The sequence below is a fragment of the Streptomyces bungoensis genome, assembly GCF_001514215.1.
Classification (GTDB): Bacteria; Actinomycetota; Actinomycetes; order Streptomycetales; family Streptomycetaceae; genus Streptomyces; species Streptomyces bungoensis.
In genome coordinates this window covers 136,121-159,999 of sequence record NZ_KQ948859.1, presented here as the reverse complement: position 1 = coordinate 159,999, position 23,879 = coordinate 136,121, and the positions used below count along the sequence as shown (strand labels likewise).

At 72.3% G+C, this 23,879-nt stretch carries 22 protein-coding genes and 3 tRNA genes; 11 read left to right on the top strand and 14 right to left on the bottom strand.

Translation table 11 applies throughout. The features are described from left to right. Positions 1-117: 117 nt before the first annotated feature. From AQJ66_RS19780 to AQJ66_RS19765, 4 genes are all read left to right on the top strand, one after another. A complete protein-coding gene (locus tag AQJ66_RS19780; protein ID WP_061923717.1) occupies positions 118-897 on the top strand; it encodes an HAD-IIA family hydrolase in 780 nt (259 codons plus the stop codon). A 139-nt stretch (positions 898-1,036) separates the two neighbouring features. Further along, the gene (locus AQJ66_RS19775) at positions 1,037-1,591 is read left to right on the top strand and encodes a hypothetical protein (RefSeq protein WP_061923714.1); all 555 of its coding nucleotides are present in this window, start codon (positions 1,037-1,039) and stop codon (positions 1,589-1,591) included. Between the two features lie 14 nt (positions 1,592-1,605). Next, positions 1,606-2,274 carry a class F sortase gene (locus AQJ66_RS19770; RefSeq protein WP_061923711.1) on the top strand — a complete coding sequence of 223 codons (669 nt, stop codon included), beginning with the start codon at positions 1,606-1,608 and terminating at the stop codon, positions 2,272-2,274. A 101-nt stretch (positions 2,275-2,375) separates the two neighbouring features. Beyond that, positions 2,376-3,419, top strand: coding sequence for a glycoside hydrolase family 6 protein (locus tag AQJ66_RS19765; RefSeq protein ID WP_061923708.1), 1,044 nt, complete (start codon positions 2,376-2,378; stop codon positions 3,417-3,419). Here AQJ66_RS19765 and glxA read toward each other — a convergent pair. The 3 genes from glxA to AQJ66_RS19750 form a co-directional block, all read right to left on the bottom strand. After that, entirely contained in the window at positions 3,406-5,343 is a 1,938-nt protein-coding gene (glxA, locus tag AQJ66_RS19760) for a radical copper oxidase GlxA (protein WP_061923705.1), read from the bottom strand. The two genes, AQJ66_RS19765 and glxA, sit on opposite strands and share 14 nt — an antisense overlap. Continuing rightward, a complete protein-coding gene (locus AQJ66_RS19755) occupies positions 5,340-7,361 on the bottom strand; it encodes a glycosyltransferase family 2 protein (RefSeq protein WP_061923702.1) in 2,022 nt (673 codons plus the stop codon). The genes glxA and AQJ66_RS19755 overlap by 4 nt, the downstream gene beginning before the upstream one ends. 480 nt (positions 7,362-7,841) lie before the next feature. Beyond that, a tRNA-Lys gene (locus AQJ66_RS19750) sits at positions 7,842-7,915 on the bottom strand. A gap of 185 nt (positions 7,916-8,100) precedes the next feature. Here AQJ66_RS19750 and AQJ66_RS19745 point away from each other — a divergent pair. From AQJ66_RS19745 to AQJ66_RS19730, 4 genes are all read left to right on the top strand, one after another. After that, on the top strand, positions 8,101-9,171 hold the full coding sequence (locus tag AQJ66_RS19745; protein ID WP_061923699.1) for a peptidoglycan-binding protein: 1,071 nt from the start codon (positions 8,101-8,103) through the stop codon (positions 9,169-9,171). Between the two features lie 77 nt (positions 9,172-9,248). Then, positions 9,249-10,400 carry an SPFH domain-containing protein gene (locus AQJ66_RS19740; protein WP_061923696.1) on the top strand — a complete coding sequence of 384 codons (1,152 nt, stop codon included), beginning with the start codon at positions 9,249-9,251 and terminating at the stop codon, positions 10,398-10,400. A 147-nt stretch (positions 10,401-10,547) separates the two neighbouring features. Further along, a complete protein-coding gene (locus AQJ66_RS19735; RefSeq protein ID WP_061923693.1) occupies positions 10,548-11,153 on the top strand; it encodes a lytic polysaccharide monooxygenase auxiliary activity family 9 protein in 606 nt (201 codons plus the stop codon). Between the two features lie 154 nt (positions 11,154-11,307). After that, complete coding sequence (locus AQJ66_RS19730) at positions 11,308-11,775, top strand: DUF3592 domain-containing protein (RefSeq protein ID WP_061923690.1); 468 nt, start codon at positions 11,308-11,310, stop codon at positions 11,773-11,775. Positions 11,776-11,832: 57 nt separating this feature from the next. On the opposite strand, the gene AQJ66_RS19725 is transcribed toward AQJ66_RS19730, so the two are convergent. From AQJ66_RS19725 to AQJ66_RS19695, 7 genes are all read right to left on the bottom strand, one after another. Then, positions 11,833-11,906 (bottom strand) — tRNA-Lys (locus AQJ66_RS19725). 96 nt (positions 11,907-12,002) lie between these two features. Beyond that, a complete protein-coding gene (locus tag AQJ66_RS19720; protein ID WP_061923687.1) occupies positions 12,003-12,761 on the bottom strand; it encodes an IclR family transcriptional regulator in 759 nt (252 codons plus the stop codon). 217 nt (positions 12,762-12,978) lie between these two features. Beyond that, a complete protein-coding gene (gene ehuA / locus AQJ66_RS19715; RefSeq protein WP_061923684.1) occupies positions 12,979-13,755 on the bottom strand; it encodes an ectoine/hydroxyectoine ABC transporter ATP-binding protein EhuA in 777 nt (258 codons plus the stop codon). A 10-nt stretch (positions 13,756-13,765) separates the two neighbouring features. After that, the gene (ehuD, locus tag AQJ66_RS19710) at positions 13,766-14,416 is read right to left on the bottom strand and encodes an ectoine/hydroxyectoine ABC transporter permease subunit EhuD (RefSeq protein ID WP_061923682.1); all 651 of its coding nucleotides are present in this window, start codon (positions 14,414-14,416) and stop codon (positions 13,766-13,768) included. Beyond that, positions 14,413-15,132, bottom strand: coding sequence for an ectoine/hydroxyectoine ABC transporter permease subunit EhuC (gene ehuC / locus AQJ66_RS19705; protein WP_061923680.1), 720 nt, complete (start codon positions 15,130-15,132; stop codon positions 14,413-14,415). Before ehuC ends, ehuD begins: the two co-directional genes overlap by 4 nt. Next, positions 15,129-16,055 carry an ectoine/hydroxyectoine ABC transporter substrate-binding protein EhuB gene (gene ehuB, locus AQJ66_RS19700; RefSeq protein WP_061923677.1) on the bottom strand — a complete coding sequence of 309 codons (927 nt, stop codon included), beginning with the start codon at positions 16,053-16,055 and terminating at the stop codon, positions 15,129-15,131. Before ehuB ends, ehuC begins: the two co-directional genes overlap by 4 nt. A 66-nt stretch (positions 16,056-16,121) precedes the next feature. Further along, positions 16,122-17,075, bottom strand: coding sequence for a D-2-hydroxyacid dehydrogenase (locus AQJ66_RS19695; RefSeq protein ID WP_061923674.1), 954 nt, complete (start codon positions 17,073-17,075; stop codon positions 16,122-16,124). 163 nt (positions 17,076-17,238) lie between these two features. On the opposite strand from AQJ66_RS19695, the gene AQJ66_RS19690 reads away from it, so the two are divergent. Next, positions 17,239-17,976, top strand: a complete 738-nt coding sequence (locus AQJ66_RS19690) for a maleate cis-trans isomerase family protein (RefSeq protein WP_061923672.1) — start codon at positions 17,239-17,241, stop codon at positions 17,974-17,976. 120 nt (positions 17,977-18,096) lie between these two features. Beyond that, positions 18,097-19,185 (top strand): LLM class flavin-dependent oxidoreductase, encoded by a 1,089-nt coding sequence (locus tag AQJ66_RS19685; protein WP_061923669.1) that lies wholly within the window; start codon positions 18,097-18,099, stop codon positions 19,183-19,185. Here AQJ66_RS19685 and AQJ66_RS19680 read toward each other — a convergent pair. Next, positions 19,164-20,978 (bottom strand): putative bifunctional diguanylate cyclase/phosphodiesterase, encoded by a 1,815-nt coding sequence (locus AQJ66_RS19680; protein ID WP_061923666.1) that lies wholly within the window; start codon positions 20,976-20,978, stop codon positions 19,164-19,166. The genes AQJ66_RS19685 and AQJ66_RS19680 overlap by 22 nt on opposite strands. A gap of 355 nt (positions 20,979-21,333) precedes the next feature. On the opposite strand from AQJ66_RS19680, the gene AQJ66_RS19675 reads away from it, so the two are divergent. After that, a complete protein-coding gene (locus AQJ66_RS19675) occupies positions 21,334-22,557 on the top strand; it encodes a M6 family metalloprotease domain-containing protein (RefSeq protein ID WP_061924045.1) in 1,224 nt (407 codons plus the stop codon). A gap of 187 nt (positions 22,558-22,744) precedes the next feature. On the opposite strand, the gene AQJ66_RS19670 is transcribed toward AQJ66_RS19675, so the two are convergent. The 3 genes from AQJ66_RS19670 to AQJ66_RS19660 form a co-directional block, all read right to left on the bottom strand. Then, a tRNA-Lys gene (locus tag AQJ66_RS19670) sits at positions 22,745-22,818 on the bottom strand. Continuing rightward, complete coding sequence (locus AQJ66_RS19665; protein ID WP_107118976.1) at positions 22,809-23,456, bottom strand: bifunctional DNA primase/polymerase; 648 nt, start codon at positions 23,454-23,456, stop codon at positions 22,809-22,811. The genes AQJ66_RS19670 and AQJ66_RS19665 overlap by 10 nt, the downstream gene beginning before the upstream one ends. Before the next feature lie 51 nt (positions 23,457-23,507). Beyond that, complete coding sequence (locus AQJ66_RS19660; protein WP_061923660.1) at positions 23,508-23,879, bottom strand: hypothetical protein; 372 nt, start codon at positions 23,877-23,879, stop codon at positions 23,508-23,510.

The window sequence follows — 23,879 nt, the reverse complement described above, 5'->3', positions numbered from 1 at the left end:
AAGCGGACACCGGCCCGGGTCAAGATCAGGCCACGCTGACTAGGCTGGTGGCGTCGGTACGCCGTGGTTCCGGCGCCCCCGCTTCCCGACCGTACGCACGCCAGGAGACGCACACACATGGCAGACCGCAAGCCCATAGAGTCGTGGCTCACCGACATGGACGGTGTCCTGATCCACGAAGGGGTTCCGATCCCCGGTGCCGACGCCTTCCTGAAGAAGCTGCGCGAGTCCGGGCGGCCCTTCCTCGTGCTCACGAACAACTCCATCTACACCGCACGCGACCTGCACGCCCGGCTGCGCCGGATGGGGCTGGACGTGCCGGTGGACAACATCTGGACCTCGGCCCTGGCCACCGCCCAGTTCCTGGACGACCAGCGGCCCGGCGGCAGCGCCTACGTCATCGGCGAGGCGGGCCTGACCACCGCCCTGCACGACATCGGCTACATCCTCACCGACCACGAGCCCGACTTCGTGATCCTCGGCGAGACCCGCACCTACTCCTTCGAGGCCCTGACCAAGGCGGTGCGGCTCATCAACGACGGCGCCCGGTTCATCGCCACCAACCCCGACAACGTCGGCCCGTCCACCCAGGGCGACCTGCCCGCCACCGGCTCGGTCGCCGCCCTGATAACCGCCGCGACCGGCAAGAAGCCGTACTTCGTGGGCAAGCCCAACCCGCTGATGATGCGCGCCGGGCTCAACGCGATCGGCGCCCACTCCGAGACCTCCGCGATGATCGGCGACCGCATGGACACCGACGTGCTGGCGGGCCTGGAGGCCGGCATGCGCACCTTCCTGGTGCTGACCGGCGTCACCCAGCCCCAGGACGTCGACCGCTACCCGTTCCGCCCCTCCCAGGTGGTCGACTCCATCGCCGACGTGGTCGACCTGGTCTGAGCAGGGGCGTTCCGGCGCGCGGCGGGCCGGCTGCCGGCCCGCACCGAACCCGTCGCCACCCGTTCGGAGCAATCGCGTGCCTCCCGGGGATGCGGAGGCGCGCGGTACGGGGGAGCCTCCCAGTGTCTGGAGGTTCACGATGGGCTCACTACGCCTCACTCTGTGCACAGGGCTCCTGGCCGTCACGGCGCTGGCGCCCCCGGCGTACGCGGCCGACGGCGGGCAGGAGGTCTCCGTGACCCCGGCCTCCCCGGCACCGGGCGCGGACGTGTCGCTGCGGGTGCGCGGCTGCACCGGAGCGCAGGGCACCGCCGCCTCCCCCGCCTTCGTCTCCGACGCCCGGCTCACCGGCGGGCAGGGCACCCTGACCGGCGACACCCGGGTGCGCACCTCGCTCCCGCCCGGCGCCTATCCCGTGAAGGTCACCTGCGCGGGCTCCGTGATCGACCGGCGGATCGTCGTCGCGGGGAGTTCCGCAAGCGGGGGATCCCAGGAGCCGGGGCCCGGTGCCGGCTCCGCCTCGCCGTTCGCCCCGGTCCAGGCCGGCGGGGGCGGCACCGCGCACTTCGCGACGGTGGCCACCAGCGGCTCCGGCCCCGACACCGCCCAGGGCGTGACCGGCCTGGCCCTCGCCGGGGTCGCCGCGGCCGCCGTCGGGCTGCTCAAGGCCCGCCGGAGCCGGGGCAGGGACTGAGGGCGCGCCCCGCGATGTCCGACGACCACGGCCGCACCTCCGGCACCGAACGCCTGCTCACCGTCCTGGCCTGGGCGGTGCTGCTGCTCGGGCTGTTGCTGTGGGGCCGGGGCGTGACCGGCGAACGGCCGGACCCGGCCGGACCGGCGACGGGCGACGTGGCCGGGCTCGGGCGGTCCGCGGAGGTACGGCTGCCACCGGCGGCCAAGCCGCTCGGGGCCGCGCTGCCGCAGCGCATCGACATCCCCGAACTCGGCGTGCAGGCGCCGGTGACGGCGCGGGGCCTGGACGGCCGGGGCGCCGTCGACCCGCCGCCGATGAGCCAGCCGGGGGTGGTGGGCTGGTACCGGGCCGGGGCCACGCCCGGGGCGGCGGGGACCGCGCTGATGGTGGGGCACGTCGACACGCGAACCCGTCCCGCGGTCTTCTACAAGCTCAGCACCCTCCAGCCCGGCGAGACCGTCCGGGTGGTCCGCGCGGACGGGAAGGTCGCCCGGTTCACCATCGACGACATCCGCGTCCTGCCCCGCGACGACTTCGACGCACAGGCCGCCTACGGGCCCCGCCGCCCGGGCCGCGCCGAGCTCCGGCTGATCACCTGCGGAGGCACCTACGACCGCGCCACCCGCAGCTACACCGCCAACGTGGTGGTCTCCGCGTACCTCACCGGCACCGGTCCGTAGGCCCCGGCGCCCCGCGCCGTGCGCCCCCGCGCGACCTCCTGACGCCCGTGACCGGTATGCCACGATGGGGAGCCGCACGGATGCGTCCAGGGGGGAATCGCATGTACGACAGCAGGGGGGACCGCGCCTCGGCGGCGGCACGGGCGTCCGCGGCGGTGCTGGGGGCGGCACTGCTGCTCGCGGGGTGCTCCTCGGGAGGCGGGGACGACGGCGCGGGCCCCGGTGCCCGGATCACCCAGCAGCCGAAGTCCGCGGACCCGTTCTGGGTGAACCCGGACGGCAACGCGGCCCGCCAGCTCGCCGCCTACGTGAAGGCCGGCAAGAAGGCCCGGGCCGAGCAGATCCGCAAGATCGCCGAGCAGCCCACGGGGGAGTGGATCGGCCCGGAGAACCCCGAGCGGGAGGCCCGCGGCTTCACCGAGGCCGCCGAGAAGTCGGACCGCACGGCCCTGCTCGTGCTCTACAACATCCCGCACCGCGACTGCGGCCAGTACTCGCAGGGCGGCGCCGCCGACGGCGACGCCTACCGCGCCTGGATCGACGGCGTCGCCCGGGGCATCGGCGACCGCCCCGCCACCGTGATCCTCGAACCGGACGCCGTGCTGCACCTCGTCGACGGCTGCACGCCCGCCGAGTTCCACGAGGAGCGCTACGACCTCCTCAAGGGAGCCGTCGCCGAACTGAAGTCGCTGAAGAACACGAAGGTCTACCTGGACGCGGGCAACGCCGGCTGGGGCCATCCCGACCAGATCTTCCAGCCCCTGCGGCAGGCCGGCGTCGACCAGGCCGACGGCTTCGCCGTCAACGTCTCCAACTTCTACTCCACCCGCGACTCCCTCGCCTACGGCAGGCAGCTCTCGGCGAAGGTGGGCGGCAAGCACTTCGTCGTCGACACCAGCAGGAACGGCAACGGGCCGTACACCGGCGGCGACCCGGCCCAGAAGTGGTGCAACCCGCCGGGCCGGGCCCTGGGCGAGACCCCGACGACGAGGACCGCGGACCCCCTCGCGGACGCCTACCTGTGGGTCAAGCGTCCGGGGGAGTCCGACGGCACCTGCAGGGGCGGCCCGAAGGCGGGCGACTGGTGGGCGAGTTACGCGCTCGCCCTGGCCGAGCACAGCGGGAACGGCACTACGGCACCCTGACCCACTGGGCCTTGCTCGGCGTCCCCTGGTCGTCGTCCACGAACAGCATGTACCACCCGGACTGCACCAGGTTGCGGTTCTTCGGCACGGTGACCGTGATCCGGTCGCCGGACACCTTGAAGCCCAGCGCGACGGACCGCTGGTCCACGTCCGTGACGTGCGTGGAGGCGCTCGGCCGGATCAGCCGCACCTTACGGATGCTCGAGGCGTGGTCCGAGGTGAACGTTCCGGAGGCGCCGCGGGCGATCGTCTGCGGCCCGCCGCCCAGGCTCGGCCGCGAGTCGCGGTACAGGTAGGGCGGGGTGTAGATCTCGATGCGCTGCTCGAAGGTGCCGGGCTTGGTGTTGGCCTTGTCGCCGTAGAGCGAGTCGGAGCCGAAGAACATCACCCGGCCGTCCGGCAGCAGGATCGAGCCGGAGTGGTAGTTCCGGCCCACGAGCGGGTCGGCGACCCGGGTGAAGCTGTTGCTGTCCGGGTGGTAGAGCCGGGCCTGCAGGATGTTGGAGTCGCCGCGTCCGCGGTAGTCCTCGGAGCCGCCCGAGACCAGGACGGTGTCGTCGGGCAGGATCGAGGACTGCGGGTACCGGGTGCCGTTCTCCAGCTGGGGCCCGTCCACGAACCTGGGGTTCTTCGCCTTCAGGTCGACGAGCCGGGTCTTCCTGCTGGACAGCTTCGACTCGCCGACCCCGCCGCCGCCGATCACCATGAACCTCTCGTCCTGCGCCGGGGGCAGCAGCACGGTCCCGGAGGTCTCCATCCGGTCGGCGTCGCTCAGCCCGGGCAGCTTGGTGAACCGGTTGGTGGCGACGTCCCAGACGCCGGGGTCGCGGCCCACGTCGTCGGGGCCGTAGCCCGCGTTCGAACCCGAGTAGAAGATCTTCCCGTTCTGCATCAGGAACAGCGCCGGGTAGGTCGGGAACTGCCGGATCTTCCGGGTGTACGTCCACTTCTTCGTCTTCGGGTCGAAGACCTCGTTCTTGCCGGGCACCAGCTGCCCGATGTCGTCGAGCCCGGAGACGCTGAGGACCTTGCCGTCGGACAGGGTGGTGAGCGTCGGGTACCAGCGGGCCTCGTTCATCGGGTCGACCTTGATGTACCGCTCGGCGACCGGGTCGAACTCGAAGGCGTCGCGGATGCCCTGGAAGTCCTTCTTGTCGAGGGCGAGCTTCTGCGCGATGCCGTACGTGTTGCGGGCGTCCGCGCCGGCCAGGCCCTGGATCCGGTAGTTGTCCTGGGTGCCGGTCTCGTACCGAGTGCCGCTCTTCTGCGCCTCGACGTAGATACGGCCGAGACCGGGGTCGTTGCGCAGGAACGCGCCCGTCTTCGGGTCGAACACCTTCTTGGCGCGGGGCACGAGCACCGGGTCCTTGGACACGAAGGTCTTGTGGTTGCCCCTGCCGGTGAACCGGGTGCCCGCGGGCAGCGTGATCGGCTTGTCCGGGTTCTCGTTGTGGACGATCATCAGGCCGCCGGCCTTGGTGACGTCGCCCTTGAGCTTCTCGTACCGCTTGGTGCCGCCCGCGATCAGCAGGTTGCCGTTGGCCAGCTGGGTGTGGCCGGTGCAGAACAGGTCCTTGGGCGTGTGGATCTTCTTGATCGTGCCCTTGACCGGGTCCCAGATCCGGGTGTCGAACTTCTTCTTGTCGAAGTTGTCCTGGTTGTTGCCCGAGCCCGCGACCAGCAGCACCTTGCCGGTGTGCAGGAGCGCCGCGTGGATGGTGTCCTGGCGGTACTGCGGCGGGAACTCGACGATGTCCCAGTGGCCGTTGGTGGCCTTGTACTCCGGCTTGTTGATCTCGTACTGGTGGTACTGCGCGGTGCCGAAGCGGTACACCCACGGCCCGTTCATCCCGGCCAGCGCGAGTACCACCGCCGTGCCTATCGCGAGCCTGCGGGCACGGCGGCGGCCGAACTGGTCCTTCATTCCTTACGTCCCCCAAGTCCACCAAGGGCGATCTGCATGGTCTGTTCGTCGTGCTCCGCCGCCACGGGTCCGGCGGCCCAGGTGGGCCGCTGCTGCGCGGGGTGCGGGGCGTACGACGTGTGCGGTGCGGGCACCGCGTCCCGCGGCTCCGCGGCCACCGCCGCGGGCGCGGGAGTGGCCGCGGCGTGCCGGGGCCCCTTCTTCGCCTGCCGCAGCTCGTGGCGCCAGACGAGGATCGGGAAGGCCGTGATGAGCATGGCGAAGGAGGCCCAGGTCACCATCGCCGGGTGGGAGTGCCCGAGGGCGAACCCGGCGACGACGGACCCGCCGAAGATCGCGATGAAGTACCAGTGGTACCGGAAGGTGGCGAACCAGGTGTCCGGGCTGGCCGAGTCCCCCTTGGGGGTGACCACGAACTTGCTCTTGCGGCGCAGCAGGGAGTCGATCAGCGCCTTGGCGTACAGCGGTGCGGACAGCGCCGACATCACCATGCCCGCGACACCGCCGGAGCCCTCCGGCTCGTGCGGGGAGACGTTGTGCCGCCGGTTCCAGACGTAGAGGCCGATCTGCAGCGCGGAGGCGTTGCCGTACAGCATCAGCCACACGGTCGGGTCGATGTTCACGCCCGAGGCGCCCAGGCCCAGGAACAGGGCGCAGCTCAGGGCCGCCAGGATCCAGTTGAGGGCGGACATCGGATAGAAGATGATCATCATCGTGTAGTTGAAGAGCCTGCCGGGCGGCAGCGTGAAGAAGCCCTTCCAGTACTGCTTGAGGATCGTCTCGTAGGTGCCCCGCGACCAGCGCATCTGCTGGGTGAAGAAGTCGGTCCAGGCGGCGGGGCCCTCGCCGACCGCGAGCACGTCGGGGGTGTACACCGACTTCCATCTGCGGCCGGTGGCCGGGTTCGTGGCCCGGTGCATCTCGAACCCGGTGGCCATGTCCTCGGTGATCGAGTCGTACAGCCCGCCGATCTGCTTGATGGCGCTGATCCGTACGGCGTTGGAGGTGCCGACGAACATGGGGGCGCCATAGCGGTTGCCGGCGCGCTGGACCAGGGCGTGGAAGAGGAACTGCTGCGACTCGGCGGCCTTGGTCACGAAGGTGTCGTAGTTGCCGTAGACCTGCGGGCCGATGACGAAGCCGACGTCCGGGTCGCGGAAGTAACCGAGCATCCGCTCCAGGTAGTTGGGCAGCGGGACGTGGTCGGTGTCGACGGATGCGAAGAAGTCGTAGGCGCCGCCGTGCGCCTCGAGCCAGGCGTTGTAGTTGCCGTGCTTGGTCCTGGCGCGGTGCGGGCCCTTGGGCTGGTTCCACCGGGCGACTCCCTTGCGGGAGAAGTGGTGGACGCCGAGCCGGGCGCAGACCTCCTTGACGGCCGGGTCGTCGCCCTCGTCGAGCAGCCAGACGTGCAGCACGCCCCGGTGGCGCAGCTTCACGGCCGCCTCCAGGGTCTTCGTCACCATCTCCAGCGGCTCCTTGCCGGGCACGAAGGAGGTGAGGAAGGCGACCCGGGTGCCGGTCTCCGGCACCACCGGCACCGGGTCCCGGGCGACCAGGGTGGCGTGCGCGTTCGACAGCACGTTCAGGCAGCGGAAGAACTCGATCAGGCCGATCGCCACGAGCATCACGACGTCGAGCGCCGGCAGGAAGTCGTAGGCGGGGTAGTCCCGTTCGGTCCAGTGCTCCGGCTGCAGCAGCCAGCCGAGCAGCACCAGGGAGAGCAGCGGGGCCGCGCCCAGCATGAGCGCGGCTCTGAGGCGGTGCGGCTCCTGGGAGAGCAGTGACCGGTACCGCACCCGGTACGGCTCGCCCGGGTCGGGCTGGGTGAGGGGGCCCGCGAGCCGGCTGTAGTGCTCGTAGTCGTATCTCGGCAGGCTCTTCCGTATGCGCCGGAACTGGCCGGTCCGGTGGGTGAGCGCCCGCAGCTGTGTGGTCTGTGACGGGTCGTCGGGCCGTTCGCTCCGCTGTTCGTCGTGCTGATCGTGGCTCTGCCGGGCGCCGTGCGGCGTCGACGTCATGAGTCATTCCCCCCACACGCGGGTCACCGCGTGTTCGTCGTTCCGTGGTGGCCGCCGTCACCACACCTTGCTCACTGTGGAGACACAGGACCGCGACCTTCCGGTTGCATGATGCCCCCCTCGGCATCCTCGGACGGACGGGGCCCCTTCCCCGCCGAAGCCGCAACCGGCTGCTTCCCCCTCAACGGCCGTGTTTCCACGGCAATGTCGACCACCAGGGTTCTATGGCGTCGAGCATGATCGCAAGACACGAAACACGCTCTTTACCGGGCAAACCCGTTCATTGTGGCGCGGGTGGGGCTCGGGGGGCAGGGGTGGGGTCGAGGACGGCCTGCCGTTCCATACGGCGGGCGCGGGCATCCGGTTCAACCGGGGGTGCGCCCGTGCGGGACGGTGTGCGGCCGATCGGGGGAGCCTTACGGAAACAGAGATGGCGAGGACATCCGCGCTGTGCGCGAACACTCCTCGCCATCGTCATCGTGCGCCGCCAGGGACTCGAACCCCGGACCCGCTGATTAAGAGTCAGCTGCTCTAACCAACTGAGCTAGCGGCGCCTGCTGACGAGAGAACTCTACATGACCTCGGAGGGTGCCTCCGACCAGCCCCGGCGGGGTCCCCCGGCCGGGCGGTGGGGCCGTACATCATTCGGACCGTCAACATGCGCACCCGGACACCAGTTGTGACACTGATCAACGTGCACAAGAGCGGACATATCCACCCCGAATGTGAGGCAGATCGCATGACTGGTCCGGTGTTCGAGGAAGTCGATCGCGTGCGCGACTGCGACTGCCCCGGCTGCGTCCACGAGCGCCGGACCGGGCCCCGCCCGCTGCCCGGCCGCTTCGCCGGCCCCCACGCCGCCCGGGGGGTGGTGGTCGTGGCCGCCGCCGCGTCCGCCGCCCTCGGCGCGACCACCCCGGCCGCCGCCGTCACCGCCCCCCACCCCTCGCCCCGCCCGGGCGCCCCGGCGTCGGACGGCGACCCCCTCACCCCGCAGGGCCCCAAGGCGCCGCTGCACGGCCCGGCCGGCGCCCCGGTCGGGCCCACGGCCTCCCAGACCCCCGCCACCACCCGGACCCAGATCATCAACCGGGCCAAGGTCTGGGTCGCGGCGAAGGTGCCGTACAGCATGAACGACTACTGGTCCGACGGTTACCGGCAGGACTGCTCGGGCTTCGTGTCCATGGCCTGGGGGCTGCTGTCCAACGAGTGGACGGGCAGCCTCGACCAGTTCGGGACGAAGATCACCAAAAATGAGCTGCAGCCCGGCGACATGCTCCTCTTCCACAACCCCGACAACCCCGAGAGCGGCTCCCACGTGGTGCTCTTCGGCGGCTGGACCGACTCCACGCACACCTATTACACGGTCTACGAGCAGACGCCCCCGCACGCCCGCAGCCAGGCCACCCCCTACCCGTACTGGACCAACGGCAGCAAGTACGTCCCCTACCGCTACAAGGGCCTGACCGGCACGGCCGCACGGCAGGACGGCGCGATCGCGGCGCCGAAGCCCGCCGGGGGCGCCGTGCCCGGGGCGTCCGGTCCGGTCCGGCCGCCGTCCTCGCACGGGGTGCCCGGCTACCCCGGCCGGGCCTCCTTCCGCCCGGGCGAGGAGAACGCCTACGTCGGGCAGCTCCGGCGGCAGCTGACGAGGAAGGGATTCGGCGGCCTCTACGGGACGGACCCCGGCCCGCGCTGGAGCGAGGCGGACCGCCGGGCGGTGGAGGCCTTCCAGCGCAGCCAGGGCTGGCGGGGCGGCGCGGCGGACGGCTACCCGGGCCCGGAGACGTGGCGGCGGCTGTTCGCCTAGGACGCCGTCGCGCAGGGGCGCCCTCCCCACGTCCACCCACTGTCATGACGCATCTGGCGCGGAGGCTGGAGGCACGCATGAGTACGACCACGTCACACACGTCCGAGTCCGACGACCCTCCGGAGGGGGCGCCGCTCCTCGGCGGCCCGGCGGGTACCGGGGGCACGGTCACCCGGCCGGCGCGGCTGATCCAGAACGAGGCGACCACCGAGATCCCCGTCCACCTGCTCTTCCGCGACGACACCGATCCGGTGCCGGTGCCGCTCAAGCCCGCCGTGGTGGGCCGCCGGCAGGACACCGGGGAGCAGCCGCGCCTGCGGCGGCCGGCGCCGGCCGGCAGCCGGTCGGTGCCGCAACTCGACCCGGACCTGCGGGAGCGCCCGGCGCGGGTGCTGCCCGGAGCGGCCGGGGTGCTGGCCGGGGCGGGCGGCATCGCCGGGTGCCTGGCGACTTCGTGGTGGGCGGGGGCACTGCCGCGGCTCGCGGTGGAGACGCTGCGCCTGCCGGTGCCCCCGGGCACGGGGCTCGGCCCGGCGCAGTGCGCGGCGTACGCCGGCGCGGGTGCGCTCGCGCTGCTCGGCTTCGGCGGGCTGGCCCGGGGCCGCACCGGGCAGGCCCGGCTGCTCGGGCTGTTCGGTCGCTACCGGGGCACGGTCCGGCGCACCGGCCTGCTCTGGGTGAACCCGCTGCTGCGGCGGCGCCGGGTCGACGTGCGGCTGCGGCACTGGCGGAGCGAGGCGATGCCGGCGGCGGACGCGGCCGGGGTCGCGATGCGCGCGGTGGTGCTGGTGGTGTGGCGGGTGCGGGACACCGCGCGGGCCGTGCTCGGCATCGACGACCACGAGACGTACCTGCGCGAGTGCGTGGAGGCGGCGCTGGCCCGGGTGCCGGTGGAACTGCCCGGTGGGGCGCGGGGCGGGGCCGCGGGGGAGGCGCTGACCCGGCTGGTGGCGGCGGACGCGGGGCCGGTCGGCCTGGAGGTGTTCTCGGTGCAGCCGGTCCGGGTGGAGTACGCCCCCGAGGTCGCCGCCGCGATGCACCGGCGCACGATCGCCGCGCTGGACGCCCGGCAGCGGGCCGGGATGCTCAACTCGGTCGTGGACTCCGTGGAGGACACGGTGACCCGGCTGACCATGCGGGGCCTGGTCGAACTGGACGACTACGAGCGCAAGGTGCTGGTCCGGGACCTGACGGTGGCGTTCTGCTCGGGGCGCGGCGAACCGGTGTGAGGCCGCGCCGGTCCGGGAGCGCGATTGGTATGGACATGTTCAACCACGCGCCATAATCTGACACTTGGTCTAGACCTACTGCACAGCTCGGTCAGCACAGCTCGGTCAGCTCACTGAACATCCCCCACGTTCTCCAGGAGCGGCAGCATGCGCACCAAGACCAAGGCGTCCGCCGTCGTGCTGGGCGTGGTGACCGCCGGAGCCTTCGCGCTCTCCACCGGCGGCGCCAGCGGGCACGGCTACACCGACCTCCCCATCAGCAGGCAGAAGCTCTGCCAGAACGGCACCGTGACGGGTTGCGGCGACATCCAGTGGGAGCCGCAGAGCGTCGAGGGCCCGAAGGGCTTCCCGGCCGCCGGACCCGCCGACGGCCGGCTGTGCAACGGCGGCGTGAGCCGCTTCGCCCAGCTCAGCTCGCCGGTCACCCCGTCCGGCGCGCCCTGGCCCACCACGCGGGTGACGGGCGGCCAGTCGTACACGTTCCGCTGGCAGTTCACCGCCATGCACGCCACGACGGACTTCGAGTACTACGTCACCAGGCAGGGCTGGAACCAGAACCACCCCCTGTCCCGCTCGGACCTCGACCTCACCCCGTTCCTGACGGTGCCGTACAACGGCCGGCGCCCGCCGGCCACCCTCAGCCACAGCGGCACCCTGCCGACCGGGCTGAGCGGCCACCACGTCATCCTCGCGGTGTGGACGATCGCCGACACGGGCAACGCGTTCTACGCCTGCTCGGACGTCACCTTCTGAGTGCCCGTCGGGTGGGGTCCGCACCCTGCGCGAGTGGATCGAACTGTCCCGGTTCTGATACTGAGCTTCCCTTGAGCCGGCTCGCCCCTACCGGCGGGTACGTTCCTCGCACGCCGGCCGAGCGGGGGCGGCGTACCTGACCTCGGGGGACCTCATGTTCGAGCTGCTCTTCTACGCCGTACCCACCCTCATGATCGCCGGCTTCGGTTACGGGGCCTTCGCGCTGGTCCGCCGCGCCCGGCGGATCGGCAGGACCTGGTCGCACGGGCTCACCGCCGAGGGACGCTGCCTGCGGATGTTCACGACAACCAGCGGGGGCGGCGGGGACACCGCGGTGAGCACGAGGGTGCACCACGTGTACGAGTTCACCACCCGCGAGGGCCGCGCGGTCCGGTTCGAGGAGGCGGGCGGTCCGGCGACGGTTCTGGAGGGTGACATCGTCACCGTCCGGTACCAGCCGGAGCGGCCCGAGCAGGCCACCGCCCGCCGGCCCGCGCACGGCCGGCTCGCTGCGGGAACCGGCTGCGGGCTGGTCTTCTTCGGGGTGGGCATCGCCTTCTGCGTCGGCTTCATCGCCGTGGCGCACATGATCTTCACGGAGGCGGGCGGCCTGATGCCCTAGCCGCCCCGGCGAAAGACGCCGAAGGGCCCCCCGCTCTCGCGAAGGGCCCTTCATCGGTGCGCCGCCAGGGACTCGAACCCCGGACCCGCTGATTAAGAGTCAGCTGCTCTAACCAACTGAGCTAGCGGCGCATGACTCCCGCCGACCTCGGACTTTTCCTCTCCGCGGCTGGCGACGAAGAAAATACTACCCGGTCCGCGGGGGTGCTCGTGACCGCCCCGGGCCGGCTAGATCGTCAGCGAGAGGAGCACCGGCGCCGCGTTCCGGCTCAGTGTCTCCGCGGCCCTTCTCAGCCGGTGCGCGTGCTGCACGGGCAGGGAGAGCGCCAGACAGCCGACGGACGAGCCCGCGGTGATCGGGACGGCCGCGCAGACCGTGCCGATCGCGTACTCCTGCAGGTCCAGCACCGGCATCGTCGGCGGCTGCGCCTCCAGGCGGGAGAGCAGCAGCTTGTCGCTGGTGATGGTGCGGGAGGTCAGGCGGGCCATCTTGTGCCGGGCGAGGTGGTCGCGGCGGGCGCCCGGGTCCAGCTGGGTCAGCAGGCTCTTGCCGACGGCGGTGGCGTGGGCGGAGTAGCGGAAGTCGAACCACTCGTTGACCGCCGGGGTGGTCGGCCCCGCGGCGAACTGGGTGACCCTGACCTCGCCGTCCACGTACCGGCTCATGTACACCGCCGCGCCGACGGAGTCCCGCAGCCGGTCCAGGGTGCGCTGGAGCCTGTCGCGCAGGGCCCGCTCGCGGTCGTGCGCCGAGGTCAGGCGGCGCAGGGTGTCCCCGGTGACGTAGGCCCCGTCGGTGATCTGCTGGACATAGCCCTCCCGGCGCAGCATCCGCAGCAGGGCGGTCAGCCGCTCGGGGCCGAGGCCCGTGCCGCGGCCCAGCTCGGTGTCGGTGACGCCCGCGGAGTGCCGGGCGACGGTCTCCAGCACGCGCAGCGCGTCCTGGGCGGAGTGGTACGGAGCGGTCGGCTCGTGCATCAGCGCCACGGTGTTCCCCCTGCGCTCGCTTACTGGGCCGTAGGTCCGGTCGGTGGAGCGCTTCCACGATAACGGTCAAACGTCCTCCAGGGAGAGGGGGTTGGCGAGATTCGGTGTCCCGCCGCCCCCTCCCAACTGGGGCGCTGATCCTCTGGCATATGCCAGAGTCACCACCCAGCGTGGGGACCTCGGGACTTGCCGCCCCGGGGTCCGGCACGCCGGGCAGTCAGAGGACCGCGCTGAGGAACTCCCGGGTGCGGTCCTGCTCCGGGTCGCCGAAGATCTGCTCCGGCGGCCCCGCCTCGATCACCCGTCCGGAGTCGAACATCAGCACCTGGTCGGAGATGTCCCGGGCGAACCCCATCTCGTGGGTCACGCAGAGCATGGTGATGTCCGTGCTGCGCGCGATGTCCCGGAGCAGGTCGAGGACGCCCGCGACCAGCTCCGGGTCGAGCGCGGAGGTCACCTCGTCCAGCAGCAGCACCCGCGGCCGCATCGCCAGCGCCCGGGCGATCGCCACCCGCTGCTGCTGGCCGCCGGAGAGCATGGTCGGCCGCGCGTCGCACTTGTCGGCGAGCCCCACCAGGTCCAGCAGTTCCCGGGCGCGCGCCTCGGCCTCGTCCTTGGACATGCCGAGCACCTGCACCGGCGCCTCGGTGAGGTTGCGCAGGACGGTCATGTTCGGGAACAGGTTGAACTGCTGGAACACCATCCCGATCTTCTTGCGGACCTCCCGGACCTGCTTCTGCGGGGCCGGGAACAGCCGCTCCCCGTCCACGGTGATCGTGCCCTCGTCCGGCTCGGCGAGGGTCATCAGCAGCCGCAGGATCGTGGTCTTGCCGGACCCGGACGGCCCGATCAGGGTCACGTGCCTGCCCGCGTCGACGGAGAAGTTCAGCCGGTCGAGCACGGTGTTCGTCCCGAAGCGCTTGGTGACGTCCTCCAGACGGATCAGCTCACCCCGGGCCGTGACGGGGCCGGCGGTCGCGTCGGGTTCTTTCATCAGGGGGGTGTCAGCGGACAAGACGTCGCTCCAGGGCTCGCAGGAGAAGGGAGGCCAGGTAGGAGATGAGGATGAAGGCCACACCGATCACGGTGAGCGGCTCGGTGAACTGGAAGTGCTGCTGGGAGAAGAGCCGGGCCCGCCCGAGCATCTCCAGCACGGTGATCACCATCAGCAGCGGCGTGTCCTTCAGCATGGAGATCACGTAGTTGCCGAGGGCGGGGACCACCCGGCGGATCGCCTGCGGCAGGATCACCGCGGTCCAGGTCCGCCGCCGCGGCAGGTTCAGCGCGGTCGCCGCCTCCCACTGGCCGGCCGGCACCGCCTCGATGCCGGCCCGGTAGACCTGCATGGTGTACGTCGAGTAGTGCAGGCCGATCGCGAACACGCCGGTGGCCGGCGCCGAGAAGGTCAGGCCCCACTCCGGCAGCACGTAGAACAGGAAGAACAGCTGCACCAGCAGCGGGGTGTCGCGCACGAACTCCGTGACCACCCCGACCGGCCAGCGCACCCACCGGCTCGGCACGGGCATCAGCAGCGTCCACACCAGGCCGAGGGTGAAGGACAGCAGCGAGCCGAGGGCCAGCACCTGCAGCGTGACCAGCAACCCCTGCCGGAAGTACGGCATGAAGTCACCGACGGCGTTCCAGTCCCAGGTCATGCCGCACCTCCGCCCACACCGGTCGTCTGCGCCCGCTTCAGCTCACGCGCCGCCGGCTGCGTCCCGGCGTCCTTGCCGACCCCGGCCTTCAGCCGCTTCTCCAGGCCGCGCATCAGCCGGGTCAGCACGAAGGCGATCGCGAAGTAGATCAGCAGCACGTACGTGTAGATCTCCGCGCTCTGCTGCAGGGCGAGGCGCACCAGGTTGGCGCTGAACGTCAGGTCGCCCATGCCCATGACGGACACCAGCGCGGTGCCCTTGAGCAGCTCGATCAGCAGGTTGCAGAAGGACGGGATCATCTCCGGCACCGCCTGGGGCAGCACGATCAGCCGCATCCGCTGGCCCGGCGTGAGGCTGAGCGCGATCCCGCCCTCCTTCTGCGCCGGGTCCACCGCGTTCAGCGCGCCGCGCACGATCTCCGAGCCGTACGCGCCGTACGTCAGCCCGAGCGCGAGCGTGCCCGCCCACATCGGCACCAGCTGCCAGCCGAACGCGACCGGCAGCACGAAGAACACCCAGAAGATCATCACCAGCGCCGAGGTGCCCCGGAACACCTCGGTGTAGAAGCCGGCCAGGAAGCGCACGATCCACAGCCGGTGGGTGCGCGCGATGCCGACGGCGAAGGACACCGCCGTGGCCAGCAGCGCGCTGAACACGAGCAGCTGGACGGTCGTCCAGACGCCTTTCAGTACCAGTTCCCAGAGCCCCGAGGTCATCCGCCGCACAGCTCCTTCGCGGTGAGGTCCGTCATCTCGGCCTTGGTGAAGCCGAAGGGCCTGAGGATCCGGAACAGCTCCCCGCTCTTCTTCAGCTTGCGCAGCTCGGTGTTGAAGGCGTCCCGCAGCTTCGTCTCGGACGGCCGGAACGCGAACGCGCCGCCGTCCACGTGCGGTTTGCCCTTCACCAGCGGCGCGAACGGCCTGGTGGCCTCCGCCTTGGCCGACTTCCGCACCACCGCGCGGGTGGTGAGCGCCGTACCGGCGAAGACGTCGACCCGCCCGGCCTCCACGGCGTTCAGCCCGGCCACCTGGTCCGGGACGATCAGGATGTCGCCCTCCGCGTACCCGGCCTCCACGGCGTACTGGATCTCCGCGTACCCGGTGCCGGTGGCGAACTTCGCCTTCTTCTCCACCACGTCGCGGTAGGAGTGCAACCCCTTCGGGTTCCCCTTGCGGACGATGAACGAATCCAGCATCTGGTAGTCGGGATCGGCGAAGATCACCTGCGCGCAGCGCTCGGGGTTCACGTACATCCCGGCGGCCACGACGTCGAACTGCTGGGAGTTCAGCCCGGGAATGAGCGAGCCGAACTCGGTCGGCACCGGCTGCACCCGGTCCACGCCGAGCCGCTTGAAGATCACCTTCGCCAGCTCGGGGGCCTCACCGGTGAGATGCCCGTCCCGGTCGATGTAGCCGAAGGGGATCTCGCCGGCGATCCCGAGCCGTACGACCCCCTGGGCGCGCAGCCGGTCGAGCAGGTCGCCGCCGGGCTCGTCCGACGCCGAGGCCACGCGCGTGCAGCCCGCCGCACCCAGCGCGCCCACCGCGCCCAGCACGGCGGCGCCCGAGAGGACCGCGCGTCTGCTGTGCCTGCGTTCCGGCCGGAAAGTCTGTCCGTCGTTCCCAAGTGGTGCAGCCATGGCGGCGCAGCTACCCAAGCGTAGGCAGGCTATGCGCCCCGTTCTCCGCGGCGGCCGGCCGGCCGCTCAGTGGCCGGGCACGTATCCGCGCTGCTTGTCGACGACGTTCACCAGCGGCCTGCCCGCCGCCCACCGCTCGTACAACTCGACGAACTGCGCGCCCAGTTCGTCGCGCCAGCCGACCGTGTCGCCGCTCATGTGCGGGGAGACGATCAGCCCGGGCAGGTCCCACAGCGGGCTGCCCGCGGGGAGGGGCTCGGCGGCGAACACGTCCAGGGCGGCGCCCGCGATCCAGCGTCCGGCCAGCGCTCCGGCGAGGGCCTCCTCGTCGACCAGCTGCCCGCGGCCGACGTTCACGAAGACCGCCGAGGGCTGCATCACGCCGAACCGGCGGGCGTCGAACATGCCGTACGTCTGCTCGGTCAGCGGGGCCGCGGCGATCACCCAGTCGGCGCGGGAGATCAGCCGGTCCAGGTCGCCCGGGCCGTGCACGCCGGTCCGCGGCACCCGGCCGACCAGGGCCGTCGTCACGTCCAGCGCCCTCAGCGTGCGGGCGATCGCCCGGCCGATCGGCCCGGAGCCGACCACGCACGCGCGCGTGCCCGCCACCCGCCGGGTCTCCCGGTGCCGCCACACCCGCTCCCGCTGGTGCTCCAGCGTGCGCGGCAGGTCCTTGGCGACCGCCAGCACCAGGGCGGCCACGTACTCGGCGATCGGCTGGTCGAAGATCCCGCGCGCGTTGGTCACCACCGTGTCCGACGCGGCGAGCTCCGGGCACATCAGGTGGTCCACGCCCGCACTCGCCGTGTGCACCCAGCGCGGCCGGGGCCCGCCCCCCGGCCAGGCCTCGCGCACGGCGTGCGAGGTGAAGTCCCACACCAGCAGCACGTCCGCCGCGGGCAGCCGCCCGGCCAGCCCGGCCGCGTCCGTGTGCACGATCCGGGCCCGCCCGGTGAGCCGGCCCAGCCGGGGCGGGGGATCGGCGTCCAGCACGAGGAGGGTGGGCGTGGTCGGCGTCATACGGGGCGGCTCCGGGCGTCCGGCGTGCGCGGCGCGACCACGCTTGCACCCCGACCCCCGTGCGTCAACACGGGCCTCTCGGCCGACCGGGTCACGGGGGGAGCGGTGCCGCGCCGGCTGGGTACCCGGACCGCAGGACACCGGAACCTAGGGAAAGGCCGACATGACTGCACTCGGATTCCTCTATCCGGGCCACTCCGCCGAGGACGACTATCGGCGCATCGAGCAGCTCCTGGGCAGCGACATCCGGATGGACCTGGTGCACACCGACATCGGTGAGGACACGCACCGGGTCGACGCGCTGCGCGAGCTCGGCGCGCCCGAGCGGCTCGCCGCGGGCATGGAGGGGCTGCGGCTGACCGGCGCCGAGACGGTGGTGTGGGCCAGCACCAGCGGCGGCTTCGTGCACGGCTGGGAGGGCGCGCAGGAGCAGGTGCGGGCGCTGGCCCGGCTGGCGGGGATGCCGGCCTCGTCGACGTCCTTCGGCTTCGTCAACGCCGCCCGGGAGCTGGGCGTGCGCCGGGTCGCCGTGGGGACGGCCTACCCCGAGAGCGTGGCCGCGCTGTTCGGCGACTTCCTGCGGGCCGGCGGACTCGAGGTGGTGTCGCTGCGGTCGTCCGGGACCGCCACCGCGGCGGAGGCCGCCGGCTGGGGCGAGGAGGAGGTGCTGACGCTGGCCCGCGCCGCCGACGCCCCCGGCTCCGGGGCGCAGGCGGTGCTGCTGCCGGACACCGCGCTGCACACCGCCGCCTGCCTGCCCCTGCTGGAGAAGACGCTGTCCAAGCCGGTGCTCACGGCCTGCCAGGTGTCGGTCCGGGAAGGGCTCCGGCTGGCCGACCGGCGCGTCAACGCCCCGACACTGGGCGCCCTGTTCACCCGGGAGCCGCTGATGCAGGCGTAGCCCCGCCGCGGCGCCCGCGGAGTCCAGCCACGGTCGAGCGGGGCTCCAGGGAATAAGCGGAGACTGTCTCCTGTTGAGCCCGGGGCACGTGTTCCGTGGCAGAGGCAGGAGGCAGACACCGTGGCGGCAGACGAGATACGGGGTACGGCACACGGCAGTGCCCCCGTCCCCCTCTCCGTGCTGGACCTGGCGATCGTGGGCGCGGGCAGCACCGCCACCGACGCGCTGCGCACCGGCGTCCGGCTGGCCCGGCTGGCGGAGGCCCGCGGCTTCCACCGGTACTGGGTCGCCGAGCACCACTCCATGCCCGGCGTCGCCTCCTCCTCGCCCGCCGTGATCCTCGCCCACCTCGCCGCCCACACCGACCGCATCCGGCTCGGCTCGGGCGGCGTCATGCTGCCCAACCACGCCCCGCTGGTGATCGCGGAGCAGTTCGGCACGCTGGAGGCGCTGGCGCCGGGCCGGATCGACCTCGGGCTCGGCCGGGCGCCGGGCACGGACGGGGCGACGGCCGCCGCCCTGCGCCGCACCGACGCGCTGACCGAGGGCGCCGACGACTTCCCGGAGCAGCTGGCCGAACTCACCCGCTTCCTGGACGACGACTTCCCCGACGGCCACCGCTACCGCCGCATCCACGCCATCCCCGGCCCGGTGCAGAGCAGCGCCCCCGGCGGCGTCCAGTCCCCGCACCGGCCACCGGTCTGGCTGCTCGGCTCCTCCGGCTTCAGCGCCCGCCTGGCCGGCCTGCTCGGGCTGCCCTTCGCCTTCGCGCACCACTTCTCCGCGCAGAACACCATCCCCGCCCTGGACCTGTACCGGGAGAGCTTCCGCCCCTCCGCGGTGCTGGACGAGCCGTACACCGTCATCGGTGTCTCCGCCCTCGCCACCGACGAGGAGCGGGAGGCGCGGCGCCAGGTGCGGGCCGTCGCGCTGAGCATGATCCGGCTGCGCACCGGCCGCCACGGCCTGTTCCCGTCGCCGGAGGAGGCCGAGGCGTACGCCTTCAGCCCGATGGAGGAGGAACTCGCCGCCTCCATCACCGGCAACGTCGTGCACGGCACGCCGGACGAGGTCCGCTCCGGCCTGGACGACCTGCACAAGCGCACCGGCGCCGACGAGCTGCTGCTCACCACGCACGCCCACCGCGGCGAGCTGCGGCTGCGCTCCTACGAACTCGTCGCGGACGCCTACGGCTTGCCCACCGCGTAGTCCTGGGTCCCCAGCAGCTCGGAGATACGATCCGGCGGCACCGGACGGGAGTACAGCCACCCCTGCCCGGTGTCGCAGCCGATCCGCCGCAGCCGGGTCGCCTGGGCCGAGGTCTCCACGCACTCCGCGGTGACCGTCAGGCCGAGGCGGTGGGCGAGCTGGATCATGGCCTCGACGATCACCTCGTCGGCCGGGTTGGGGGATACGTCGGCGGCCTCCTTGGCGGCCTCCTCGTACTGGAAGCCGCGCACGAAGGAGCCGTCCAGCTTCAGCACCGACACCGGGAGCCGGCTGAGGTAGGCCAGGTTCGAGTAGCCGGTGCCGAAGTCGTCGATGGCGATGCGCACGCCCATGTCGCTGAGGGCCTGCAGCGCCTGCAGCGGGCGGCCGCCCGAGCCCATGACGGCCGACTCGGTCAGCTCCAGCTGGAGCAGCTGGGGGGCGAGCCCGGTCTCGGTGAGGGTCGCGGCCACGTCCGCCACCAGGTCGGAGTCCCACACCTGGCGGACGGCCACGTTCACGCTGACGAAGATGGGCGGCTCGGCGGGGTGGTCCAGCTGCCAGCGGCGGGCCTGCCGGCAGGCGGTGGCCAGGGCCCAGCGGCCCAGCTGCACGATCGAGCCGTCCTCCTCCGCCAGTCCGATGAACCGATTCGGCGTCAACGTGCCGAACTGGGGATGATTCCAGCGGATCAGCGCCTCCACCCCGCTGAGCCGGCCGTCCTCCATGCCGACCAGCGGCTGGTACTCGAGCGCGAACTCGCCGCGTTCGATGGCGGGACGGAGGGCGGAGGACAGGGCCTGGCGGGTCATCAGGTGCGCGTTGCGCTCGGGGTCGAACAGGGTCCAGCGCGCCTTGCCGTCCGCCTTCGCCCAGTACAGCGTGGTGTCGGCCGCCTGCATCAGGCCGGTGGCGGTCGTGCCGGCCGCGTGGCGTTCGACGACCCCGATGGACGCGGTCAGGGACAGGCGCCGGCCGGCCAGCTCGAAGGGTGCCTCCAGCGCCCTCAGCGCCGACTCCGCCAGCTCGGCGAGCTGCTCGGTGCCGGTGGAGTCCTCGACCAGCAGCGCGAACTCGTCGCCGCCCAGCCGGGCCACCAGGGGGGTCGCGGCGCGGCCCTGCCCGGCCTCGTCGGCGACCCGGGACAGCCGCTCGGCCACGGCCGCGAGCAGGCGGTCGCCGGCCCGGTGGCCGAGGGTGTCGTTGACCGCCTTGAAGCCGTCGAGGTCCAGGTAGCACAGGCCGATCCGGCCGGTGCCGCTCCGCTCGTACGACTCGGCCTCCAGTGCGGCCGACAGGCGTTCGAAGAACAGGGTGCGGTTGGGCAGCCGGGTCACCGGGTCGTGCATCTGCAAGTGCCGCAGTCTGGCCTGCAGTTCACGGCTCGCGCCGATGTCGGCGACCGAGACCAGGACGCCGGGACCGCCGCCGGCCAGCGGCGTGACGGTCACCTGCACCCACACCGCGTGCCCCTCGGGGTGCTTGAGCCGGCGGGTGCAGCGCAGCCGCGCCTGCCGGCCGCGCAGCACCTCGCGGTAGGCGTGCCAGGTGCGGGCGTCGGAGGCCAGGTCCACCAGGTCGGCGGCGACCCGCCCCGGCAGCGCCTCCGAATCGGTGCCCAGCAGCTCGCCGAGGGCGGCGTTGGCGCTGGTGACAAGGCCCTCGCGGTCCACGACGGCCATGGCGAGCGGGGCGGCCGCGAAGACACGGTGGTAGGTCGTGTGGTGACTGTGTGTGACGGCTGACCGGTCGAGGTCTGCCGCGGGCGTCGGCCCTTCGGACGTTCCGCTCACCGCTCGCTCCCGCAGTGCACTCGATCTGAAGTCCGTGCCGGAAAGTGTGCCGATCATAGAGGCTGGCCCTGGGGCCTTCCAGCCACTCTCCAGTGTCCGGGATAGACCACAGGTTCTGACAGAACGTTTCTGCCCGCACCCGGACGGGCTCATCGGCCCTCGACCAGTTGTGACGTTCCGTGAGTGATTCGGGGTGTCGGCGCCGGTGCACGCGGCGCACAAACGGGCGCACTCACCCTTCTGGTTCAGGCAAACAGGGCGAAAGGTAGCAAACTCACACACTCTGGATCCGGTGTCCCGTCAACCGCGTCCGGAGGTCGTCGCCGTGCCCAAGCTGCGCAGTGCCGCCGCCGTGATGACGACGATGTCGGCCCTCGCCGCCACCTCGGTCCTCAGCGGACCGTCGGTCGCCGAGCCCTTCTCGACGACCCCGTGCGCCCTGCACCGGACCGAGGCCCACCACTCGGAGGGCGTGGACACCTGGAACCCCGCCTACACCCGCCCGGTCGGCACCCTCGACGCCGTCATGGTCTTCCTGTCCTTCCCGGACGCCCGCCCGCACACCACCCCCGCCGAACTGGCCGCCGACCACTTCCCGGCCACCAGCCGCTTCTTCCAGCAGGCCTCCTACGGCCGCTTCACGCTGCGCGCGCACCCGCTGCGGCACTGGCTGCGCATGCCGCGCCCGTCCACCGCGTACGCCATAAAGCGCGACTGGAGCGCAGGGGACCGCGCCGCCTACCTGCGCGACGCCTTCGCGGTGGCGGACGGGGAGGTCGACTTCTCCCGCTACGACGTCGTCTACCTGGTCGCCGACCCGGACGCGCCGGGCGTCGACTCGGACGCGACGAAGGTCGTCAACCTGGAGACGCCCATCCAGGTGGACGGCACGGACGTGCGCCGGGTCGTCACGGTGTTCGAGCACCACCCGCCCGACCGGCTGGTCCTCGCCCACGAGACCGGCCACGTCTTCGACCTGCCCGATCTGTACCACCGCCCGGTCGACGGCAAGGGCGACTGGGACACCTACGTCGGCGACTGGGACCTGATGGGCAGCCAGTTCGGTCTGTCGCCGGACCTGTTCGCCTGGCACAAGTGGAAGCTGGGCTGGCTGGATCCGCGCCAGGTGGCGTGCGTGCGGGGCACCGCACCGGTCCGGCTCACCCTGGAGCCGCTGGCCGCCGGGCCGGGGGTCCCGGTGCAGGGCACGGCCGGCGCCCCGGCCTTCGGCCTCGGCCACGGCACGAAGCTGGCGGTCGTGCGCACCGGGCCGGACACCGAGCTGGCCTTCGAGGCGCGCGGCAGAGCCGGGAACGACCGGGGGACGTGCCGGCAGGGCATCCTCGTCTACCGGGTGCACAGCGGCGCGGAGTCCGGCGGCGGCCCCGTCGAGGTGGTCGACGCCCATCCGGACAGCGAGGCCTGCTGGGAGAACTCGGTCTACCCACCCCTGGCCGACGCCCCGGTCTCCCTCGGCGAGAGCTTCACCGTCCCGGGCGACGGCGTGAGGATCGAGGTGGAGGACCGAACGGCGTCCGGGGCGTGGACGGTGGTGATCACCCCTCGGCGGACCGGGTGATGTCGGGTGCTCGGTGTGGCGGGGCGTCTCGGGGGCGGGCGGGGCGGCGTCGCGAGAAACACCGGCGTACCCGACCCCCATGGGGGTGTGGGTGACGGAGCCCCCACCACACGCGGCGAAGCCGCGCAGAAACAGAGATGGCGAGGAGGTTCGCGCTGTACGCGAACACGCCTCGCCATCGTCATCGTGCGCCGCCAGGGACTCGAACCCCGGACCCGCTGATTAAGAGTCAGCTGCTCTAACCAACTGAGCTAGCGGCGCCTGCTGACGTCGTAGACATTAGCACCCTGGTCGGCGGGAGGAAAAATCGATATCCGCACCGCCGCGCGGGCCGCCCGCACCGCCGCCCACAGCACCACCTCGGGGCCCGGCAGCCAGGGGTGCCGGGTGTCCGGGGCGACCAGCCAGCGGGAGCCGCCGGGGCCGGGGGAGTCGCCGCCGCGCGGTGCCGGGACGGTCACCGCGTCGCCGGTGCCGTGGCACAGCAGGGGCGGCACCGCGTCCGTCCGGTGCGAGCCCCACTCCTCCCAGGCCAGCAGGGACGGCAGGCGCTGGGCCGTGCCCGGGGCGGCGAACAGCAGCACCCGGCCCCGGTGCGCTGCGACCGGCCCGGAGCCCGGCCCCTCGTCCCACAGCCGGTCCAGCATCCGGCGCCCGAAGACCACCGGGGCGCTCACGACGTCGAAGACGGTGCCGCAGGGCAGCACCACCGGGGCCTTTGGGCGCTCCCCCCACAGGGCGAGCGTGCTACGGGGATACGTTCCTGCCGAGGCCAGCCAGGCGGCCCCGGCGGTGGTGACCGAGGTGACGTTCGGTGCGCTGCTCATGACGACTACATCTACCGTCCGTGAGCGCGCGGTTCTCCTCGGTCGCCGAAATCCGGGACGTGATGGGGCCAGGTGGAGTATCTTGCCCGGCTGGCATATGCCGGACGGGATGGGCCGCCGCGTCTACACCGGGTCGACGGGCGTCCGGCCCTCCGTGTCGGCCCCGCGCATCAGGTCCCGCCCGAACTCCACCATCTTCTTCGCGTAGTCCTCCGTCCATTCCGCCCGCTCGGCGATGTCCGCCGCGGTCAGCCGGTCGAACCTGCGCGGGTCGGCGAGCTGGGCCGCCGCGATGGCCTGGAACTCCACGGCCCGGTCGGCGGCCGCGCGGAACGCCTGGGTCAGCTCCGTCGCCCGGGTCAGCAGCGCCCGGGGATCGTCGATCGACTCCAGGTCGAAGAAGTGCTCGGGATCGGCGGCCGCCTCCGCCGGCTCGAAGAGCAGGGGCGCGGGGCGTAGCCGCGGTTCGTTCCGACGCGGCGTGGGCTCCGCCAT

Excerpts from the sequence above, each read along its gene's own strand:
- AQJ66_RS19740 (WP_061923696.1), top strand. The coding sequence starts at position 9,249 with ATGAGTACGACCACGTCACACACGTCCGAGTCCGACGACCCTCCGGAG.
- AQJ66_RS19745 (WP_061923699.1), top strand. The coding sequence starts at position 8,101 with ATGACTGGTCCGGTGTTCGAGGAAGTCGATCGCGTGCGCGACTGCGAC.
- ehuC (WP_061923680.1), bottom strand. The coding sequence starts at position 15,132 with ATGACCTCGGGGCTCTGGGAACTGGTACTGAAAGGCGTCTGGACGACC.
- AQJ66_RS19675 (WP_061924045.1), top strand. The coding sequence starts at position 21,334 with ATGACGACGATGTCGGCCCTCGCCGCCACCTCGGTCCTCAGCGGACCG.
- AQJ66_RS19765 (WP_061923708.1), top strand. The coding sequence starts at position 2,376 with ATGTACGACAGCAGGGGGGACCGCGCCTCGGCGGCGGCACGGGCGTCC.
- AQJ66_RS19690 (WP_061923672.1), top strand. The coding sequence starts at position 17,239 with ATGACTGCACTCGGATTCCTCTATCCGGGCCACTCCGCCGAGGACGAC.
- glxA (WP_061923705.1), bottom strand. The coding sequence starts at position 5,343 with ATGAAGGACCAGTTCGGCCGCCGCCGTGCCCGCAGGCTCGCGATAGGC.
- AQJ66_RS19660 (WP_061923660.1), bottom strand. The coding sequence starts at position 23,879 with ATGGCGGAGCCCACGCCGCGTCGGAACGAACCGCGGCTACGCCCCGCG.
- AQJ66_RS19730 (WP_061923690.1), top strand. The coding sequence starts at position 11,308 with ATGTTCGAGCTGCTCTTCTACGCCGTACCCACCCTCATGATCGCCGGC.
- ehuA (WP_061923684.1), bottom strand. The coding sequence starts at position 13,755 with ATGAAAGAACCCGACGCGACCGCCGGCCCCGTCACGGCCCGGGGTGAG.
- AQJ66_RS19770 (WP_061923711.1), top strand. The coding sequence starts at position 1,606 with ATGTCCGACGACCACGGCCGCACCTCCGGCACCGAACGCCTGCTCACC.
- ehuB (WP_061923677.1), bottom strand. The coding sequence starts at position 16,055 with ATGGCTGCACCACTTGGGAACGACGGACAGACTTTCCGGCCGGAACGC.
- AQJ66_RS19735 (WP_061923693.1), top strand. The coding sequence starts at position 10,548 with ATGCGCACCAAGACCAAGGCGTCCGCCGTCGTGCTGGGCGTGGTGACC.
- AQJ66_RS19775 (WP_061923714.1), top strand. The coding sequence starts at position 1,037 with ATGGGCTCACTACGCCTCACTCTGTGCACAGGGCTCCTGGCCGTCACG.
- AQJ66_RS19780 (WP_061923717.1), top strand. The coding sequence starts at position 118 with ATGGCAGACCGCAAGCCCATAGAGTCGTGGCTCACCGACATGGACGGT.
- ehuD (WP_061923682.1), bottom strand. The coding sequence starts at position 14,416 with ATGACCTGGGACTGGAACGCCGTCGGTGACTTCATGCCGTACTTCCGG.
- AQJ66_RS19695 (WP_061923674.1), bottom strand. The coding sequence starts at position 17,075 with ATGACGCCGACCACGCCCACCCTCCTCGTGCTGGACGCCGATCCCCCG.
- AQJ66_RS19755 (WP_061923702.1), bottom strand. The coding sequence starts at position 7,361 with ATGACGTCGACGCCGCACGGCGCCCGGCAGAGCCACGATCAGCACGAC.